The organism is Elongatibacter sediminis, from assembly GCF_037892215.1.
Taxonomy (GTDB): Bacteria; Pseudomonadota; Gammaproteobacteria; order Xanthomonadales; family SZUA-36; genus Elongatibacter; species Elongatibacter sediminis.
In genome coordinates this window covers 54,553-73,194 of sequence record NZ_JAZHOG010000015.1, presented here as the reverse complement: position 1 = coordinate 73,194, position 18,642 = coordinate 54,553, and the positions used below count along the sequence as shown (strand labels likewise).

15 protein-coding genes are annotated in these 18,642 nt (G+C 64.4%); 8 read left to right on the top strand and 7 right to left on the bottom strand.

The window, feature by feature from the left end; all coding sequences use genetic code 11:
• Positions 1-56: 56 nt before the first annotated feature.
• Positions 57-2,159 carry a tetratricopeptide repeat protein gene (locus tag V3330_RS18275; protein WP_354696893.1) on the bottom strand — a complete coding sequence of 701 codons (2,103 nt, stop codon included), beginning with the start codon at positions 2,157-2,159 and terminating at the stop codon, positions 57-59.
• On the bottom strand, positions 2,156-4,411 hold the full coding sequence (locus V3330_RS18270; protein ID WP_354696892.1) for a tetratricopeptide repeat protein: 2,256 nt from the start codon (positions 4,409-4,411) through the stop codon (positions 2,156-2,158). The genes V3330_RS18275 and V3330_RS18270 overlap by 4 nt, the downstream gene beginning before the upstream one ends.
• Before the next feature lie 146 nt (positions 4,412-4,557).
• Here V3330_RS18270 and V3330_RS18265 point away from each other — a divergent pair, with 146 nt between their 5' ends.
• The 7 genes from V3330_RS18265 (at position 4,558) to ntrC (ending at position 12,528) form a co-directional block, all read left to right on the top strand.
• Positions 4,558-5,679, top strand: a complete 1,122-nt coding sequence (locus V3330_RS18265) for a PQQ-dependent sugar dehydrogenase (RefSeq protein ID WP_354696891.1) — start codon at positions 4,558-4,560, stop codon at positions 5,677-5,679.
• A gap of 52 nt (positions 5,680-5,731) precedes the next feature.
• Positions 5,732-6,790: a UDP-N-acetylglucosamine 2-epimerase gene (locus V3330_RS18260; RefSeq protein ID WP_354696890.1), complete on the top strand. Its 1,059-nt coding sequence runs from the start codon at positions 5,732-5,734 to the stop codon at positions 6,788-6,790.
• Between the two features lie 25 nt (positions 6,791-6,815).
• Positions 6,816-7,613, top strand: a complete 798-nt coding sequence (locus V3330_RS18255) for an undecaprenyl-diphosphate phosphatase (protein ID WP_354696889.1) — start codon at positions 6,816-6,818, stop codon at positions 7,611-7,613.
• A gap of 282 nt (positions 7,614-7,895) precedes the next feature.
• Complete coding sequence (gene glnA / locus V3330_RS18250) at positions 7,896-9,305, top strand: glutamate--ammonia ligase (RefSeq protein ID WP_354696888.1); 1,410 nt, start codon at positions 7,896-7,898, stop codon at positions 9,303-9,305.
• A gap of 105 nt (positions 9,306-9,410) precedes the next feature.
• On the top strand, positions 9,411-10,004 hold the full coding sequence (locus V3330_RS18245; protein ID WP_354696887.1) for a DUF4124 domain-containing protein: 594 nt from the start codon (positions 9,411-9,413) through the stop codon (positions 10,002-10,004).
• On the top strand, positions 10,001-11,095 hold the full coding sequence (locus tag V3330_RS18240) for a two-component system sensor histidine kinase NtrB (RefSeq protein ID WP_354696886.1): 1,095 nt from the start codon (positions 10,001-10,003) through the stop codon (positions 11,093-11,095). The genes V3330_RS18245 and V3330_RS18240 overlap by 4 nt, the downstream gene beginning before the upstream one ends.
• The gene (ntrC, locus tag V3330_RS18235) at positions 11,092-12,528 is read left to right on the top strand and encodes a nitrogen regulation protein NR(I) (RefSeq protein ID WP_354696885.1); all 1,437 of its coding nucleotides are present in this window, start codon (positions 11,092-11,094) and stop codon (positions 12,526-12,528) included. Before V3330_RS18240 ends, ntrC begins: the two co-directional genes overlap by 4 nt.
• Here ntrC and dtd read toward each other — a convergent pair.
• Positions 12,507-12,956 (bottom strand): D-aminoacyl-tRNA deacylase, encoded by a 450-nt coding sequence (gene dtd, locus V3330_RS18230; RefSeq protein ID WP_354696884.1) that lies wholly within the window; start codon positions 12,954-12,956, stop codon positions 12,507-12,509. The genes ntrC and dtd overlap by 22 nt on opposite strands.
• A 63-nt stretch (positions 12,957-13,019) precedes the next feature.
• Here dtd and V3330_RS18225 point away from each other — a divergent pair, with 63 nt between their 5' ends.
• Positions 13,020-13,895 (top strand): lysophospholipid acyltransferase family protein, encoded by an 876-nt coding sequence (locus tag V3330_RS18225; protein WP_354696883.1) that lies wholly within the window; start codon positions 13,020-13,022, stop codon positions 13,893-13,895.
• A gap of 96 nt (positions 13,896-13,991) precedes the next feature.
• Here V3330_RS18225 and V3330_RS18220 read toward each other — a convergent pair whose 3' ends face one another.
• The 4 genes from V3330_RS18220 to V3330_RS18205 are packed head-to-tail and all read right to left on the bottom strand — an operon-like array spanning position 13,992 to position 18,555.
• Complete coding sequence (locus V3330_RS18220; protein WP_354696882.1) at positions 13,992-14,312, bottom strand: tetratricopeptide repeat protein; 321 nt, start codon at positions 14,310-14,312, stop codon at positions 13,992-13,994.
• Between the two features lie 27 nt (positions 14,313-14,339).
• Positions 14,340-15,791 carry a TrkH family potassium uptake protein gene (locus tag V3330_RS18215; protein WP_354696881.1) on the bottom strand — a complete coding sequence of 484 codons (1,452 nt, stop codon included), beginning with the start codon at positions 15,789-15,791 and terminating at the stop codon, positions 14,340-14,342.
• An 11-nt stretch (positions 15,792-15,802) separates the two neighbouring features.
• Positions 15,803-17,179, bottom strand: coding sequence for a Trk system potassium transporter TrkA (gene trkA, locus V3330_RS18210; RefSeq protein WP_354696880.1), 1,377 nt, complete (start codon positions 17,177-17,179; stop codon positions 15,803-15,805).
• Positions 17,176-18,555 carry a sigma-54-dependent transcriptional regulator gene (locus tag V3330_RS18205; protein ID WP_354696879.1) on the bottom strand — a complete coding sequence of 460 codons (1,380 nt, stop codon included), beginning with the start codon at positions 18,553-18,555 and terminating at the stop codon, positions 17,176-17,178. The genes trkA and V3330_RS18205 overlap by 4 nt, the downstream gene beginning before the upstream one ends.
• Positions 18,556-18,642: the final 87 nt, after the last annotated feature.

The window sequence follows — 18,642 nt, the reverse complement described above, 5'->3', positions numbered from 1 at the left end:
TTACATAGTAACAGTTTCGCCTGCACGAACCTTCTCCGATCATTCCCTCTTGCGGTTTACGGTCCTTTGGTCCGCACCAGGTTGTCGGGTGTGGCCAATTCCGCGAAACGCTCGTTATCCCGCAAGAAATCCCAATTGGGATCGTAGTGCAGGTCCCAGCTCGTACGCGGGAAGGCGCCGTCAACGCTCAGGGCGACTTCGAGATCCGCGATCGCCCCGGCCTCGTCTCCGGCCAGTCCGCGCACCATCGCGCGGTTGTAATAAATATCGGGTTGCAGCATCGCGTCACGTTCCGGTGGCACCCTCTCGACCAGTCCATTGACGATGTCAAGAGCCTTGTCGTTCTCGCCGAGCCGTGCCCAGGCGATAGCGGCAAGGCCACCGTCGTAAACCTGCACCTGCAAGGCCTGACCGGCCAATTCGTCGCCCGCCCTGGCGATTCTCTCGTAGAGGGCCTCGGCGCCCTCGGTGTCGCCGGTAACGCGTAACACGTCGGCAATCTGCATCCGGCGGGTAGCGCCCAGAGTGGGCGTCTCGGCGACCTCCTGCCACACCGGGCCGCGCAGCACCTCGAGCGCGCCGTCGTAGTCGCGCTGCAGCCAGTGGACGTACGCACTGAAGGAAGTAAACTGGGTGGATGCAACCAGGTTCATGCGCTCGAACACCCGCTCCAGCGGTTTGAGGTCGCCGGTCAGGTTCAGCAGGGCCCAGGCCCGGGTGACCTGAATGTCGAGGTCATCGGGATCCGCGTCCTCCAGCGGAACGCTGTGTTCGATGACGTCCTGCCAGCGCCGGGCCCCGTTCATCGTCTCCAGCAGGATGCTGTGATAAAAGCGGTTGGCGGGGTCGAGTTCGAGCGCCCGCTCGAAGCTCCGGATGGATTCGTCGAATCGGCCCAAGCGCCGCAGCGTGAGCCCCAGGTCGCCATGGATATCGACGTTGCCCGGCGCGCCCGCAACGGCTTTGTGCAACAGGTCCAGCGAAGTCCGGTAGTCATTTTCGACACGGTAGTAATAATTGGCGCGAGCGCGCAGTGGCCCCGGCGCGTCGGGCTTCAGTGCCATCGCGCGATCGAGCGTATCGCGATACTTTTTCAGCATCTCCGCCGACGTATCGATCCCGCGCCAGTAGAGTTGTCCGTATATGGTCGAGAGCATCACGTAGGCGTCCGCATAGTCCGGGTCGAGCGCGATGGCCTTTTCGAGGTAGGGTTGCGCCGCCTCCTCCTGGCTGCGGGCGTAATTGGCGCCGTAGAAGACCTCGCGCGCCTTCAGGTAGGCCTCATAAGCCGCCAGGCTCTGGGTCGGCACTTCCGAAAGCAGCCGTTCTTCTTCGGGACTGAGCTCGACCGCGACCGCTTCGACGATTCTCCGGGCGATTTCGGACTGCAGTTCGAATACGTTTTCCGCGGTCAATTCGCGGTCGAACGTCTCCGCCCACAGGTGCCGGTCGGTAGCCACGTCGATCAGCTGCGCATTGATGCGCACCCGCTCGCCGACCTTCTGCACGCCGCCCTCGAGGATGGTGCCGACATCGAGTTCCGAGCCGATCTGCTTCAGGTTTTTCGGAGAATCGCGGTACTCCATGACGGAGGTGCGCGAAATAACGGTGAGGTCGTGCACTTTGGCCAGCTGGGTCAGCAGGTCGTCATGGATGCCGTCGGTGAAAAACAGATCATCGTCCTGATTCGATCGGTTGGCGAAGGGCAGCACGGCGATCGAGCGGACGCTGGACGCAGCCGCCGGGGTAGCCGGCGCTGGATGTCCGGGATCTCCGGTCACCGTTTTTGCCGGTGCGGGGGGTGCCGTTTCCAGTCCCGGAATGAGCCGGTCCAGCGCCAGCAGGCCGATGGCGGCGATCAGCAGCACGATGGTCACGATGTCGAGCTTTTTCGCGGTGTGCTGCGTGATGGACCGGGTGCGGTCGATCTCGGACTCTTTCTTGATGCCCTCGGGTGTCAGCTCGAAGGCCCAGGCGAAGATCAGCGCCGGGACGAAACCAAGGGCCAGCAACACCACCACGGAGCGCAACACCCAGTCCTCGGCCCCGATGATGTCCAGCAGCAGGTCTGCGGCCTGCACCAGCAGCCATGATCCGACGAGGTAGGCGATGCCGATTCGCACCACGTTGCGGCGCTTGAGTTCGGTCAGCAACCTCATGGCCCGGCCGAAGCTCCGGCACAGGTCGCACGCAGCGGCTGCCAGATGTCGGGAATGGGATTTTCCGAGCAGATCAGTCGTAGCACTTCGGCGTGTTCGGCGTCGACCAGGCTCTGGACCTCGGCACGCAGGGCGGCGAATTGCGGGTGCCCGGCCAGTGAGGCGACAGAGGGCTCGCGGAAGAACGCGAGCTCGCGCGCGCCCAGATCGATGGCGGTGCGGATCGACTCGAACGCCCCTTCGTCGTCGCCTTCGATGGCCCGCGCCATGGCTTCGGCCAGATGGTCGGTGAAGTAGACCTGCTGCAGTTCCTCGCGTTTGGCCAGGTCTTTGCGGTGGCCTGCGATGGCTTCTTCCGCGGCGGCCGGGTGGCCCAGCTGGAGTTCGTTGTAGGCCATGCGGATGGTGGATCGCGTCGACGCATCGAGCGCGTCGAATACCAGCCGCTGGGGCGAGAAGTCCCGCAGCTGGTCGTAGTACCGCTGAGACTGCTCGAACTGGCCGGCCAGGTGCAGGGCGTCGGCCAGTTCGGTCATGGGCGCGTAGTTTTCCGGATCGGCGTTGTGCGCCCGCTGCAGCGAATGCAGGGCGCTCTCCAGCCGGCCTTCGTTGATGTCGACGATGTGCAGGTTCCCGTCGGAGATCCGGCGCGCTTCGTCGAATTCTTCGACCAGGCTCAGAATCCGGATCAGGTAGCGATTGGACAATTCGTCATGCGGATCCTCGCCATAGGCCCGCATGAACCAGCCGAGGCTGCCGGAAAGATCCTCGCCGGTCTGGAATTCCGTGATGCCCAGGGCGGTATAGCCGGCCCAGGCATGCTGTTCGATGAGTCCGCGCGCCATCTCGCGGCCTGCTTCGAGGTCCCTGGTGGCGAGTGCGGGGCTGTAGTTCAGCCGACCGATGACGGACAGCGGATCCGCCTCGACCATGCGCGCCATGATGGCGAGCGCGGTTTCATAGTCGCCAAAATTCGACGCGGCGATCTGGCGCCAGTTCATCGCGTCGATATACACCGGATTGAGCTCCAGCGCGCGGGCGGTGGCGTCCATGGCCTGCTGGAAACCGTTGCTGTTCATCGCCAGCAGTGCTTTGGCGCCGTGTGCCTCGGCGAGGTTGGGATTGAGTTCCAACGCCTTCTCGATGTGGGGTGTCGCGCGTTCGGTGACCTCGGCGAGGCTGAGATCGCCATAGGTTCCCGGGCTGTCCAGCATCATGGTCCAGGCAATCGCCATCCAGGCGTGCGCCGGCGCGAATTCCGGGTCGAGGCGTACGGCTCGCTTGAGGTCTTCCACCGCCTGGGCGATGTTGCTGCGGCCGCGCTGGTTGACGAGATGCCGGCCGCGCAGAAACGCCTCATAGGCGGCGGTATTGGCGGATTCGGCGACCCGCGGCAGGTCGGCCTCGTGATCCGTTCCCAGTGCCAGTTCCACTCGCAGCGCCTCGCCAATCGCGGCCGAGATCTCGTCCTGGATCGCAAACACGTCGTCGAGTTCGCGGTCGTAGGTCTCCGACCACAGGTGGTAGCCGGTATCGGCCCGGATCAACTGCGCGGTGATGCGCAGTTGGGTGCCGGCCTTGCGCACGCTGCCCTCGAGCACGTGGCGGACTTTCAGCAGGCGGGCGATCTCACCGATGTCCTGGTTGCGGCCCTTGAACTGGAAGGACGACGTGCGCGCGGCGACACGGACGCCGGGAAATTTGGCCAGCACATTGAGCAGTTCCTCGGAGATGCCGTCCGAGAAGAACTCCTGTTCCGGGTCGTTGCTCATGTTGACGAAGGGCAGAACGGCGATGGATTTTTCCGGCAGTTCGTCCATCGCCGGATCGGCGGCGGGATCACCTTCTGCCGGTTGCGCGCTGCCTGCCTGCCTCGTTGCCGGGTCGACGGCGGCTTCCGGCGCGTGCGTCCCACCGAACTTGTCCCAGGCGAACCAGGCCAGGGCGACGGTCAGCACACCGATAATGGCGACATCGAGTTTGCGTCGGGTCTCGCCGGTGATGGACTTCGACCGGTCCACGTCTTTCTCTTTCTTGATCCCTTCCGGGGTCATTTCGAAGGCCCAGGCGAACAGCACCGCCACCGGAAGACCGATGGCAAGCAACAGCATGATGACGTGCATGACCCAGTCGGGCGCGGGGGTGTTGTCGAGGACGATATCGGCGACCTGCAGGATCAACCATGCCGTCACCGCATAGGCGATGCCCACGCGGAACACGTTCCGGCGTTTCAGTTCCTCGAACAACGACATCCGCGTTCAGCCCCCCGGCCCAAAGGACGGCGCGGAATCGCCAAGCCGGTTCCGCGCACGGACATCTTACCTAAAATCGCTTAATCGCGAGATTTTCCGTATCGATATGGCATCATGGCGCCTTGCGTAAATCGAGGTGATCAACGATGCGAAACATTCTGCTCCGGCTGGCCGCGTTGCCCGCGTTCCTCGCGTTGTCGCCGGCCGGCTTGTCGGCGAACGCCACCGTCGAGCAACACCTTGCCGAAATCTCCCTGCCCGAGGGGTTCGTGATCGAGCTGTACGCAAGCGGGGTGGAGAACGCGAGGCAACTGGTCCGCGGACCCGGCGGCACCGTGTTCGCGGGGTCGCGAAAAGCCGGCAAGGTTCACGCGGTGTCCGATACCGACAACGATGGATTCGCCGAGCGCGTGGTTCTGATCGATGAGGATCTGGTTATGCCGACCGGGCTGGAATTCCGCGATGGCGCCTTGTTCGTCGGAGCCCTGGATCGAATCCTGCGCTACGACGATATCGAGTCCTCGCTCGATGACCCACCCGAACCGGTGGTGGTGTCCGATGCGTTTCCGGACAAGACCCATCACGGCTGGAAGTACCTTCGCTTCGGGCCCGATGGCTGGCTGTACGTTCCCGTCGGCGCGCCGTGCAATATCTGTGATGAGACGGACTTCGCCGAGATCCGGCGCATCCGCCCCGATGGCAGTGGCATGGAAGTGTGGGCGCGCGGCGTGCGCAACAGCGTCGGTCTGGCGTTCCGCCCGGAATCCGGCGAACTCTATTTCACCGACAACGGCCGTGATCTGCTGGAAGACAACCTGCCGTCCGACGAGTTGAATCACGCGCCACGAAAAGGCATGCATTTCGGGTATCCGTACTGTCACCAGGGTGACGTCGCCGACCCGGAGTTCGGCGCGGGCCGGAACTGCGCCGAGTTCACGGCGCCGGCTGCGAAGCTGGGGCCGCACGTCGCTGCGCTGGGTCTGACCTTTTACAGTGGCGAGCAGTTTCCCGCGGAGTACCGTGGCAACCTGTTTATCGCCCGTCACGGTTCCTGGAACCGCAGTGCCAAGCTCGGCTACGACATCGTTCAGGCCTACGTGGCCGAAGACGGCTCCATCAGCGGCGCCGATGTATTCGCCTCGGGCTGGTTGCAGGGCGAACAGGAGTGGGGGCGGCCGAATGATCTTCTGATGCTGCCCGACGGCAGCCTGCTGGTCAGTGACGACGCGGCCAACGCGATCTACCGGATTCGCTATGCCGGCGAATGAAGCCACCCGCGTAGAGCGAAACTAGTCCGGGGCAGGGAACTTGACTGATCGGATGCCGCGTCGATACCTGTTCTACGTCGAACAGAATTACTGTTACGGTATTTTGCGGCCGATCCAGAACGTACTGCGCTCCCGCGGAGATGAGGTCGCCTGGCTGCCCGTGGGGGACGCCTTCGACCGTGGTGGTTTCGAGGCTGGCGAGCGGGTGTTCGACCACGTACGTGAAGCGATCGCCTGGTCGCCGTGCGCCGTGATGGTGCCGGGGAATTTCGTGCCCGGCTTCATCCCGGGGATCAAGGTCATGGTGACCCACGGATTGATCTCGGAAAAACGCCGCAAAAAGGACGGTGTGATTTATTCCTTTATCGAGCGCGGCCTGTTCGACCTCTACATCACTCATGGCCCCAATACCACGACCCGTTGGCGGCAGATGGCGGACGAGGCCGGTTATTTCGAAGTGGCTGAATGCGGCTGGCCCAAGCTGGATCCGTTGTTCGACGGCAGTTTGCGGCGTAATGCCTCCGCGGGGCCGGTCATCTATTTCGCGTCCACCTTCTCGCCCCGGCTGGCGGCGGCCCCGCGCCTGTTCGATACGGTGGCCCGGCTGGTCGCTGAGCGCGACTGGCAGTGGCGGATCCAGTTTCATCCCAAAATGCCGGCTGCGGTGACCGATCGTTACCGGGCGCTTTCCGGCGATCGCCTGCGGGTGGTGGACGGCCACGACACCTTACAATTGTTGCTGGATGCCGACGTGATGCTGTGCGATACCTCGTCGATCATTTCGGAGTTCGCGCTGCTGCAGAAACCGGTGGTGACGTATCGCAACCTGTCGCCCCGTCCGTACATGATCGACGTACGCGAACCGTCCGCGGTGGGGCCTGCGCTGGCGCGTGCGCTGCAGCGGCCGCCCGAGGTGATGCGGGCGGTCGCCGAACATGCCCGGGAGACCCATCCCTGGACCGACGGGCGCAGCAGCGAACGCGTGATCGAGGCCACCGATCGCCTGGTGGAATCCGGCCTGGGTCATCTGCGGCCCAAGCCGCGCAACCGGATCCGGCACTGGAAGATGCGCCGGGCCCTGCGATACTACCGACTCTTTCCGACGCGTTGATCGCGTCGCACGGAACCCGACCGCCATGCCTTTGCTACACATCGTCGTGCTCGCCCTGATTCAGGGGCTGACCGAATTTCTGCCGGTATCCAGTTCGGCGCACCTGATTCTCGGCAGCCGGGTGTTCGGCTGGCCGGACCAGGGGCTGGTGTTCGACGTGGCCACGCACCTGGGCACCTTGCTGGCCGTGCTGTTTTACTTCCGGCGCGAACTGGCGGCGATGCTGGCGGCTGTGCTGCGCCCGGTGACCGATGAGGCGGGCCGGGCCAACCGGGCGCTGGTTGGTTGGCTGGCGATCGCCAGCGTGCCGGCGCTGGCCGCCGGCGCCCTGGCCCATGACCTGGTGGAGTTTTATCTGCGTGACGTACGGGTCATTGCCGTCACCACCCTGTTATTCGGTGGTGTGTTGTGGTGGGCCGACCGGGTTGGCGCGACGAGCCGCGAGGTGCGCGACGTGGATTGGCGCGCCGCGGTGGTCATCGGCCTGGCTCAGGCTCTGGCTCTGGTGCCGGGCGTCTCGCGCTCCGGAGTGACCATTACCGCTGGCCGCTATCTGGGTTTCGGGCCGGAGGCGGCGGCGCGCTTCTCCTTCCTGCTGGCCATTCCCATCATTGCTGCCGCGGGTGCTTACGGCGCGCTCAAGGTGGCTGCTCACCAGGCACCGATCGACTGGTCGGGCTTTGGGCTGGCCGTCGGCTTCGCAGCACTGGCCGGCTGGGTGTGCATCGCCGCGTTCCTGGCGCTGTTGCGCCGGGTGGGCCTGGTGCCCTTCGTCATCTACCGGCTGTGCCTGGGTGCCGTCCTGCTCTGGTTGGTGATCTGACCCCTGTTGGTGCACCGATTCGGATTGCGCGCACTATATTGGTGCATTATGCTATGCTGGTTGCACCAAACTTGTGCAAGTCGGCTCTGGCATCGGGCACTCATATGGGGCGTCATATAGATTCACCTCTAATTGCTTCTAAAATGCAGCCAAAAGCCATTAAATGTTCGGATCTTCGTGTGCACTGAAAAAGCACCTCTTGCCCTAAGTTGGCACGGCTTATGCATATTATCCCTGGACCTTTACCCGAACCCGTTTTGACACATTCCGAGGATCCGATCCATGAGTGCTGAAAAATTACTGAAAACCCTGAAAGACAAAGATTACGAATTCGTCGACCTGCGATTCTGCGACACGCGCGGTAAGGAACAGCACGTCAGCCTGCCCGTCAGCGCCGTGGATGACGACCTTTTCGAGGAAGGCAAGATGTTCGACGGATCGTCCATCTCCGGCTGGAAAGGCATCAACGAATCCGACATGGTGCTGATGCCCGACGCGGATTCGGCCCTGCAGGATCCATTCTCCGCTCACAAAACCCTGATCGTGCGCTGTGATGTGCTCGAGCCCCACACGATGGAAGGCTACAGCCGCTGTCCCCGTTCGCTGGCCAAGCGCGCCGAGGCTTACCTGGCTTCCACTGGAATCGCGGACACCGCCTTGTTCGGTCCCGAGCCGGAATTCTTCGTGTTTGACGATGTGCGCTTCGACAATGACATTCACGGCTGTTCTTACCGGGTGGATTCGCAGGAAGGCGCCTGGAACACCGAAACCGAGTACGAAGGCGGCAACATCGGCCATCGTCCCGGGGTCAAGGGAGGTTACTTCCCCGTGCCGCCGGTGGATTCGTTGCACAACCTGCGCTCGGAAATGTGCCGCATACTGGAAAAGCTGGGCCAGCGGGTCGAAGTGCATCACCACGAGGTCGGCACGGCCGGCCAGTGCGAGATCGGCACCCGCTTTGCAACCCTGACCCAAAAGGCCGACGAGCTCCTGATGCTCAAGTACGTGGTGCACAACGTGGCCCACGCCAACGGCCAGACCGCGACCTTCATGCCCAAACCGCTGGTGGGGGACAACGGGTCGGGCATGCACGTTCACCAGTCGCTGGCCAAGGACGGAACCAACCTGTTCATGGGTGACGGCTACGGCGGACTGTCGGAGACCGCGCTGCACTACATCGGCGGCATCTTCAAGCACGCCAAGGCGATCAATGCGTTCGCCAATGCCTCCACCAACAGCTACAAGCGGCTGGTGCCGGGCTTCGAAGCCCCGGTCATGCTGGCCTATTCGGCGCGCAACCGTTCGGCGTCGATTCGCATTCCGTTCGTGGGCAACCCCAAGGCCAGCCGCATCGAAGTCCGGTTCGGCGACCCGGTGGGCAGCGGTTACCTGACCTTCGCGGCGATGATGATGGCCGGCCTCGACGGCATCAAGAACAAGCTCGACCCGGGCTCTCCTATGGACAAGGATCTGTACGACCTTCCGCCGGAAGAGGCGAAAGCCATCCCCACGGTGTGTTCCGGACTGGATCAGGCCCTGGCCGCGCTGGATTCCGATCGGGAATTTCTCAAGGCCGGTGGTGTCTTCAGTGATGACATGATCGACGGCTACATCGCCCTGAAGATGGACGAAGTCACCCGTTTCCGGATGAGTACCCACCCGGTCGAGTTCGAGCTGTATTACTCGATCTGATCCCGGGGCGCGCATGACGCGGGCACTCCCGCCAGCCCCGGCCGAAGTACCGCCCCGCAGGAACGCGGGGCGGTCGCTGCGCTGGTTGCAAGGAGGAGAATGCTCATGTTCACGAACGCCCGATCATTGACCGCGGTACTGGCTGCCGCCCTGGTTGTGCTGCTGGCCGGCGCGGCCCACGCCCAGGTCTACAAGATCGTCGACGCGGACGGTAACGTCACCTACACCGACAAACCGCCCGTCAACGGCAGTGAGCCCATGGATTTACCCGAGCTCTCGGTGGTCGAAACCGAGCCGGCCGAACCCCTTCCCGGTGCCACCGAAGAGACGGCCGGGGCCGGTGATTCCGAGCTTACCCCGCGTGAACTGCGGCGCATGTACCGCGATTTCGCCATTACCCGGCCGGCGCCGGAAGAAACCTTCTGGGGTACCGCCAACCAGGTGGTGATCGGCTGGAGCACTGCCAATCCTTTGATGGCCGACATGCAGGTGCGCCTGTACCTGGATGACGAGCCACAGCCCGAAACCCGCCAGACCATGGTCGCCATGACGCTGGACCGGGGCGCCCACACGGTGCGCGCCGATCTGCTCGACCCCCGCGGCCGCCGCATCACGAGTTCGTCACCGGTGACGTTCTACGTCCGGCAGGGTTCCAGGCAGATCAACCCCGGCGGTTCCGCGGCCGGCGGCGCGTGGTGAGAGGCGCCGCGCTATCCGCTCCCGGCACGCCGCTCCCCGCGGAGCTGCTGGACCGGATCGACAGCGCGATTGTGCAACTCGACCGGGACGGCAGAGTCGTCTTCATGAACGCGGCCGCCGAACAGTGCATGGCTGCCGGTCGTGACAGGGCCCTCGGACGAGTGCTCGGGGAGGTGGCTTTCCTGCCGCCTGAATTGCGCGATGCGCTGGACGAGGCGGCCACCGCGGATGCCGTGCTGAGGCTGCACGAAATTTCCCTGGCCGGCGGGCAATACGACTGCACCATCAAGTCGGACGCCGACGGCGGGCGCCTGCTCGAATTGCACGACCTGGAATGGGAAAACCGCCGCATCCGCTTGCAGCAACGTGAATTGCAGACCGGCCTGCTGGAGTTGCTCAGCCGCAATCTCGGCCACGAAATCCGCAATCCCCTCGGCGGGATCCGCGGTGCCGCACAGATGCTGGCGGCCGAACTGGAATCCCCTGAAATGTCTCAACTCGCCCGCCTGGTCATGCGCGAGTCCGACCGCATCGAAGAATTGCTGCAGAGTTTTGGCCAGCCCCGCCTCGGGCGTGAGCCGTTCGACCTGTACCGGGTGTTGGACGAGGCCATCGACCTGCTGGATGCCGAGTTTGGCGGCGATCTGGGCTGCGAGCGGGATTACGATCCGAGCATCCCACCCATCCTCGGCGACGGCGCCGCAGTGCGCCAGGTGTTCCTGAATTTGCTGCGCAATGCACGGGAGGCCGGCGCCACGTCGATCCTCTTGCGCACGCGCATCGAGCACGGGGGCGTGTTACTGCAAACCACGGCCGCCAGCCTGTTGCGGGTGGACGTCATGGACAATGGTGAAGGTGTGCCCGAATCGTTGCGCAATCTGCTGTTTCTGCCCATGGTCACCGGCAAGCGCGCCGGCACCGGGCTGGGTCTGGCCCTGTCGCAACAGATTGCCGCCTCGCACGGCGGCATGATCAGCTACGAACCCCGTGCGGCGGGTAAACGGGGCAGCCGCTTCAGTGTTCATCTTCCGCTCGACCGCGGCGCGGCCGCCAGCGACGGCAACGGACGTGAAGAAAGGGGTCCGGCGTGAGCCAGGGCGCCGTCATCTGGGTCGTCGACGACGACGAGACCATCCGTTTCGTGTTGCAGCGAGCGCTGCGCCGCGGTGGTTACCAGGTGGAATGCTTCGAAGACGTGGCTTCGGTGCGGCGGGCGCTGGAACATGCGCGCCCCGCGGTGATGCTGACCGATATACGCCTGCCGGACGAAGACGGACTGGGGCTGATCGACACACTGCAGGCGGCCGGCGCCGACATTCCGGTTGTCGCCATGACCGCCTATTCGGATCTCGACCAGACCGTGAGCGCCTACCAGAAAGGTGTCTTCGACTACCTGCCCAAGCCGTTCGATCTCGACCAGGTGATATCGGTTGTCGAGCGCGCGGTCGCACCGGCGCCTGTCGGGACCATGCCGACGGACGTGTCGCGCAAACGCACCGCTGGCGGTCACCAACTCATCGGCGAGTCAGCTGCCATGCAGGAGGTGTTCCGAACCATCGGCCGTTTGTATCGCTCCGACATCAATGTGTTGATCACCGGCGAAACCGGTACCGGCAAGGAAGTCGTCGCGCGGGTGCTGCACGAGCACAGCCCGCGCGCCCGGCACCCGTTCATCGCCTTGAATACGGCCGCCATTCCGTCGGAGTTGCTCGAATCGGAGTTGTTCGGTCACGAGCGCGGTGCGTTCACAGGTGCCCACGCACGGCGTGAAGGACGCTTCGAGGAAGCCGCCGGTGGCACCCTGTTCCTGGACGAAATTGGCGATATGCCGCTGGGCCTTCAGACCCGGCTGCTGCGCGTGCTGGCCGAGGGTGAGTACTATCGCGTCGGCGGCCGCGATCTGCTGAGCGCGAATGCCCGTGTGATCGCCGCCACCCACCAGGATCTCGAAGCCAAGGTCGCGGACGGCAGTTTTCGCGAGGACCTTTACCACCGGCTCAACGTCATTCACGTCGCCCTGCCACCCTTGCGCGACCGGCGTGAGGACATTGGCCTGTTGGCACGGCGCTTTCTGCACGAGGCCGCGGAGGAGCTGGGTTTGGAGGAAAAGCAGCTGCGGCCGGATACCGGGCGTGCGTTGGCGCGCTACGACTGGCCGGGCAATGTGCGTCAGTTGCAGAATGTCTGCCGCCAGCTCAGCGTGATGGCGCCGGCCGAGCAGATTTTTCCGCAGGACCTGCCGCCGGAGATTCACGACTTGCCCCCGACTGGTGAGGCCGGGGACCGCTGGGCCGACGCGCTGCGCAACTGGGCTCGCGCGGAACTGCATGCCGGCGCCGGCAATCTCGTCGGCCGGGCCCAGGCCGAAATGGAGCGGGTGCTGATCGACTGCGCGCTCGAGCGTACCGGCGGGCAGCGCATCAAGGCCGCTGAATTGCTGGGACTGGGTCGCAACACCCTGACCCGAAAACTCAAACAGCACGACGCCGGCGACAACGGCGTTCAGGATTCAGCGCGTACCTGAAGCCAGAAAGTCACCGGCCCGTCGTTCACCAGCTGCACCTGCATGTCGGCCCCGAAAACCCCGCATTCCACCCGCGGGTGCGCCTGCCGGGCGGCCGACACGAATTCTCCGAACCAGTGGCGTCCCTCGTCCGGCGGCGCGGCCGGTGTGAAGCTGGGCCGGTTGCCGCTGTCCGTGTCCGCCGCCAGGGTGAATTGCGGCACCAGCAGCAGATCTCCCCCGGCCTGCGCGAGGTTCAGGTTCATGCGGCCGGAATCGTCGGGGAACATGCGCCAGGCCAGCAGGCGCTGCAGCAGCCGGTCGACCTGCGCGGCGCCGTCGCCACGCTCCACGCCGATCAGCGCCAGCGTGCCGCGGCCGGCGCGGCCGACCACTTCGCCGTTAACATGCACGGCGGCTTCAGCTACCCTTTGCACCAATGCGATCATGCAGCCTCCGGAGATGACGGTTCACACCGCGTATTTTACTTCCTGCTGGCGGATCAGTCGTTGATGATCCGGCTGGCGCGCGCTCTGCTGTGGCTGCTCAGCCTGTTGCCGGCGGCCGGTCCGTCGTGGCTGGCCCGCGTGTTGCGGCGGCCCTGGCAGGCCGCCTCGCCGGGCAAGCGCGCCGTGGCCGAGACCAATCTGCGCCGCTGTTATCCGGATATGGATCCCGCCACTCTGCGCCGCTATGTCGACGACAGTTTCCGGCACTACGTGTGCACGGTGCTGGAAACCGGTCGCAACTGGTATTGGCCGGTGCGTCGGCTGGAGCAATTGTGCGAGGAAGTGGTCGGCGAGGAGCAACTTCGCGAAGGTCTGAACGGCGATCGGGGGTTGGTCGTGCTCGCGCCACACTTTGGCGCCTGGGAATATCTCGGAATGTATCTGCAGCAGTTTTCGCACATCGCCATCCTGTACAAGAAACCCACGCATGAAGGCCTCGCCCGCGCCCTGCTCGAGCGCCGACGGCGCGGCGGTGCGCTGCTGCTGGCGGCCGACCCGTCCGGCTTGAGGCGTCTGTATACACATGTGCGCGCCGGCAAGGGCGCCGGGGTGTTGCCGGATCAGGAACCGTCGGCCGGCCAGGGCCGTTTCGCGCCGTTCTTCGGCGTTCCCGCGCTCACCGGCGTACTGGCCCCGCGCCTGCTCCAGAAAACCGGGGCGCGGGCCATTTTCACGGCCTGTGAGCGCCGTCCCGGCGGGCGTTATCGCATCCACGTCATCGAACCCGACGAGGAGATTTATTCGTCCGACCTGGACCAGGCGCTGGCGGCCGTAAACCGCGGCGTCGAGCAGTGCATCGCCGTCGATCCGGCGCAGTACCTGTGGAGTTACAAGCGGTTTCGCAGCCGCCCGGAGGGGCAGCCCTCGTTTTACGACTGAATGCGCCCGAAGGTGCGGGCGGATTTCGCTGAGCAGCCGTCGACGGGCGTCCGGGTGCCGTCAGTCGCGCTAACCGATGGCACGCGCTCGGAACGCTCAGGACTCCCGGCGCCGCCGCAACCGTTTCAAAAACACGCCCATTTCGCGTTCGGCCTGCTTGTCGCCGTTGGCCTGTGCGACCTCGGTGCCTCGCAGCCAGGCGCTTTCAGCCGCCGCGTCGTCACCGCGTTCGGCGTGCACCCGGCCGAGTTCCTTCCATGCGGCCGTGTAGTCGGCCTCCAGTTCCACCGCCTGCTGCAGGTGGGCTGCCGCTTCGTCCAGCCTCTGGTCGGCCGCCAGCAGTCGCGCCAGGGTCAATCGCAGCATGGCGCCGTCCTTGCCGTCCGCGATCATTTTTTCCAGGGTATCGATGTTCATTGCAGCGGTTCCGGGACGTTGGAAAGTCTAGTCACGCCAGAATGCCGGGGTCATCAGCACCAGCAGGGTGTAGACCTCCAGGCGGCCCAGCAGCATGGTCAGGCTCAGGATCAGTTTGGCGGTGTTGTTCAGGTCGGCGTAATTGAGCCCCGCTCCTCCGAGCGCCGGGCCCAGGTTGGTGATGCAGGCCCCGGCGGCGGAGTATGCGGTGACCGCGTCGATGCCGGTCGCCGTCAGTGCCAGGGTCACCACCGCGAAGCTGGCGATGAACAGGAAGAAGAATCCCCACACCGCGTCCATCACCGTGGGTGAAGCCTTCTGCCCGCCGATGCGCACCGGAATCACCGCGTGCGGGTGGATCAGACGGCGGATTTCCCGTACCGCCTGCCGGTACAACAGCACGATGCGGATGACTTTCATGCCGCCGGCGGTACTGCCGGCGCAGCCGCCGATAAAGGCGATGAAGATCAGGAAAGTGGGCAGAAAACCGGGCCATTCGAAGAACGGCGCCGTGGTGAAACCGGTCGTGGTCATCACCGAGACCACCTGGAAACTGCCGTGACGCAATGCCGACGGGAAATCGGGATAGGTGCCACTGAAAAACAATGCCAGGCTGACCAGCAAAACGAACAGGAAGAGCAGTAGGGTGTAGGCCTTGAGTTCCGGATCCTGAAAGTAGTACTGCATCGTGGCGCGACGCCAGGCGGTGAAATGCAATCCGAAATTGACGCCGGCAATCACCATGAAGGTCATCGCGATGACTTCAATCGTCGGACTGTCCCAGTAGGCCAGGCTGGCATCGTGGGTGGAGAAGCCACCGATGGCAACCGTGCTGAATGCCTGACCGACCGCGTCGAACAGGCTCATGCCGCCGAGCCAGAACGCCATGATGCAGGCGGTGGTGATGCCGACGTAAATCATCCACAACGCCTTGGCCGTTTCGGCGATCCGCGGTGTCAGCTTGGTTTCCTTCTGCGGGCCCGGCATTTCGGCCCGGAACAACTGCATGCCGCCGATGCGCAGAATGGGCAGAATGGCGACCGCCAGTACGATGATGCCCATGCCGCCCAGCCATTGCAGCTGCTGGCGGTAGTACAGCACCGCGTGCGGCAGCGATTCGATATTGGACAGGATGGTGGCACCGGTGGTGGTCAGGCCCGACATGGATTCGAATACCGCGTCGACGTAGCCGATCTGCGGCGTGATCAGCAGCACGAAGGGCAGCGCGCCGACCAGCACCAGGGCCAGCCAACTGGACACGACAATCAGAAAACCGTCGCGCAGGCGCAGTTCGCGGCGGGCGCCGCGCACCGGCAGGTAGATCAGGGTGCCGGCCAGCAGCAGGATGGCGGCGCAGATCAGAAACAGGTTGGCGGTGCCGTCGTGGTACCACCAGGACACCAGCACGGGCGGCAGCATCATCAGGCTGGATGCCGCGATGAGAAAACCGATGACTCGCTGGACGTTGGCAAATCCCATTCCGGGGCCTGTCATATAAACGTGGCGCTGACCTGGAACAACCGCTCGATGGCGGCGATCTGGCGTTTGTCGGGCACGAACAGCAGCACGTGGTCCTCCTGCTGTATGACCGTGTCGTGGTGGGCGATGATCACGTCTTCGCCGCGCACGATGGCCGGAATGGTGGTTCCTTCCGGCAGGTCGATATCTTCGACCGCGCGACCGACGACGCGCGAGGAACGTTTGTCGCCCAGCGCGATGGCCTCGATGGCCTCGGCCGCGCCCCGGCGCAGGGAGTGGACCCGCACCATGTTGCCCCGGCGGATGTGGGTGAGCAGCGCGCCAATGGTCACCTGTTGCGGCGACACCGCGATGTCGATGGAGCCGGATTCGACCAGATCCACGTACGACGGCCGGTTGATCAGCGCAATCACCTTGCGCGCGCCCATGCGCTTGGCCAGCATCGAAGACAGGATATTGGCCTCGTCGTCATTGGTCAGCACGCAGTACACGTCCGCGGTGTCGATGGCCTCTTCGCGCAGCAGTTCCTCGTCGGCGCAATCGCCCACCAGCACGATGGCTTTTTCCAGATCTTCGGCGATGGTTTCAGCAATGTCGCGATTGCGCTCGATGACCTTCACGTGGTGCAGGTGTTCCAGCTTGCGGGCCAGGTTGCTGCCGATGTTGCCACCGCCGGCCAGCACGATGCGGCGTACCGATCGCTCGAGCGGTCGCAGTTCCTTCATCACCGTGCGAATGTGCTTGCGCGCCGCCAGGAAGAAAATGGTGTCGTTCTCTTCGATGACAGTGCGGCCGTCGGGAATGATGGTCTTGTCCTGGCGGTAGATGGCCGCGACCCGGGCGTCGGCGCCGGTCGGCATGTGCTGCCGAAGCTGGTGCAGCCGTTGGCCCACCAACGGGCCGCCGGCATAGGCCTGGGTGGCGACCAGTTGCGCGCGGCCGTCGGCGAAATCCAGCACCTGCAGTGCACCCGGGTATTCGATCAGGCGCGAGATGTACTGGACGACCAGGGTTTCCGGGCTGATGAGAACGTCCACCGGGCAGTGTTCACGGGTGAACAGATCCGGTTGTTCCATGTACTCCGCAGAGCGGATGCGGGCGATGCGGGTGGGCGTGTTGAACAGGGTGTAGGCCACCTGGCAGGCGGTCATGTTCACTTCGTCGCTGTTGGTCAGCGCGATGACAATGTCCGCGTCCTCGATGCCGGCACGGATCAGGGTCTTGGGGTAGGAGGCGAAGCCGAGCACGCCGCGAATGTCCAGGCGGTCCTGCAATTCCTTGAGCCGGTTGGAATCCGTGTCGACGATGGTGATGTCGTTTTCTTCGTTGGACAGACTGTGGGCGACGGTGGAGCCGACCTGTCCCGCCCCCAGTACGACGATTTTCATTTGCCGCCTCCGGCAACGACCGACTTGGGATCAATGCCCAGGGCGCGCAGCTTGCGGTAGAGATGCGTGCGTTCCATCTCGACCGCCTCGGCCAGTTTGCCCACGCTGCCACCCGCCTTGCGCAACTGGTGCGAGAGGTACTCGCGTTCGAATTGCTCGCGCGCCTCGCGCAACGGCAGCTCGAATATATCCGCCTGCAAACGCTCGGCCACGGCGGGTTCGGCCAGGTTGTGGCGCAGGGCGTCTTCCACCTCGGCCACTGAAACATCGCCTTCCCCGCCCAGGATCAGCAAGCGCTGCACCAGGTTGCGCAGCTCGCGGATATTGCCCGGCCAGCCGTGATTTCGCAGCCGGTTCTGCGCCGCCACCGAGAAATTGCGGTAGGGCAGGCCTTCGTGGTTGGGAAACCAGTCGGCGAAAAACCGCACCAGGTCGGGCACGTCGTCGGCCCGGTTGCGCAGTGGCGGCACTTCCAGCGGCAATACATTGACCCGGTAGTAGAGTTGTTCCAGGCCGCTGTCGCGCTTGGCCATTTCCAACAGGTTGGCGCTGCCGGACGCGATGACCCGGCAGGCCAGTTCGCGCTTGCCCGAACTACCCTCACGGACAAAGGCGCCGGCTTCGAGCACCTGGGTGATGATGCGCTGCGCGTCGGTCGGCAGATCCTGGATATCGCCCAGAAACAGGGTGCCGCCGGCGGCCAGGTCGAACAGGCCGGACTGGGCCTCGCCGTTGCCGTCGCGACCCAGCAGATAAGCCCGCACGCAATCGCTCTCGAGTTCGAAAGAATCCGCGGAAACGAAGTCACCGGAACGCCCGCTGCGGGCGTGAATGAAACGGGCGAGGTTCTCGCGTCCGCTGCCCGGCTCACCGGAAATCAGCACCGGTGAGTCGTGCTGCGCCGCCTGCTCGGCTTTGGTGCGCAGCAACTGCATGGCCGCGCTGCTGCCGATCGGCTCGATGGCCTGGGTCGCGCGCGCCTTCTGGCCGTTGTCTCCGGCCGGCCGGTTGGCCGCCAGCGCCTGCGATACCACCGCCAGCAGGCGTGCCAGTGAAATGGGCTTCTGCACGAAATCGTGCGCGCCCAGCCGGGTGGCCTCCACCGCGGTCTCCACGGTACCGTGCCCGGACATCACGATCACCGGGCAGTCCAGCCCGCCGGTGGACCATTCCTTGAGCAGGGTGATGCCGTCGACATCCGGCATCCAGATGTCCAGCAGAACGAGATCGGGCGTATTCTGCCCGAAGACGGTTCGCGCGTTTTCGCCGTTGTCGGCCGTACTGACCCGGTATCCCTCGTCCGCGAGAATCTCGGAGACCAGTTCGCGAATGTCCGGTTCGTCGTCTACGACCAGGATGTGTGCTTGGGCCGTCAAGGCAGCTCCCAGGGTGTGTTGCGTCGGCGCAACATGCTACTCCAATCATCCGGGGCTGCCTAGCCGTCCGGACCTTCCTCGCGACCG

Bases quoted from the DNA above. Each gene is read 5' to 3' on its own strand.
- V3330_RS18275 (WP_354696893.1), bottom strand. From the start codon at position 2,159: ATGAGGTTGCTGACCGAACTCAAGCGCCGCAACGTGGTGCGAATCGGC.
- V3330_RS18270 (WP_354696892.1), bottom strand. From the start codon at position 4,411: ATGTCGTTGTTCGAGGAACTGAAACGCCGGAACGTGTTCCGCGTGGGC.
- V3330_RS18265 (WP_354696891.1), top strand. From the start codon at position 4,558: ATGCGAAACATTCTGCTCCGGCTGGCCGCGTTGCCCGCGTTCCTCGCG.
- V3330_RS18260 (WP_354696890.1), top strand. From the start codon at position 5,732: ATGCCGCGTCGATACCTGTTCTACGTCGAACAGAATTACTGTTACGGT.
- V3330_RS18255 (WP_354696889.1), top strand. From the start codon at position 6,816: ATGCCTTTGCTACACATCGTCGTGCTCGCCCTGATTCAGGGGCTGACC.
- glnA (WP_354696888.1), top strand. From the start codon at position 7,896: ATGAGTGCTGAAAAATTACTGAAAACCCTGAAAGACAAAGATTACGAA.
- V3330_RS18245 (WP_354696887.1), top strand. From the start codon at position 9,411: ATGTTCACGAACGCCCGATCATTGACCGCGGTACTGGCTGCCGCCCTG.
- dtd (WP_354696884.1), bottom strand. From the start codon at position 12,956: ATGATCGCATTGGTGCAAAGGGTAGCTGAAGCCGCCGTGCATGTTAAC.
- V3330_RS18225 (WP_354696883.1), top strand. From the start codon at position 13,020: ATGATCCGGCTGGCGCGCGCTCTGCTGTGGCTGCTCAGCCTGTTGCCG.
- V3330_RS18220 (WP_354696882.1), bottom strand. From the start codon at position 14,312: ATGAACATCGATACCCTGGAAAAAATGATCGCGGACGGCAAGGACGGC.
- V3330_RS18215 (WP_354696881.1), bottom strand. From the start codon at position 15,791: ATGGGATTTGCCAACGTCCAGCGAGTCATCGGTTTTCTCATCGCGGCA.
- trkA (WP_354696880.1), bottom strand. From the start codon at position 17,179: ATGAAAATCGTCGTACTGGGGGCGGGACAGGTCGGCTCCACCGTCGCC.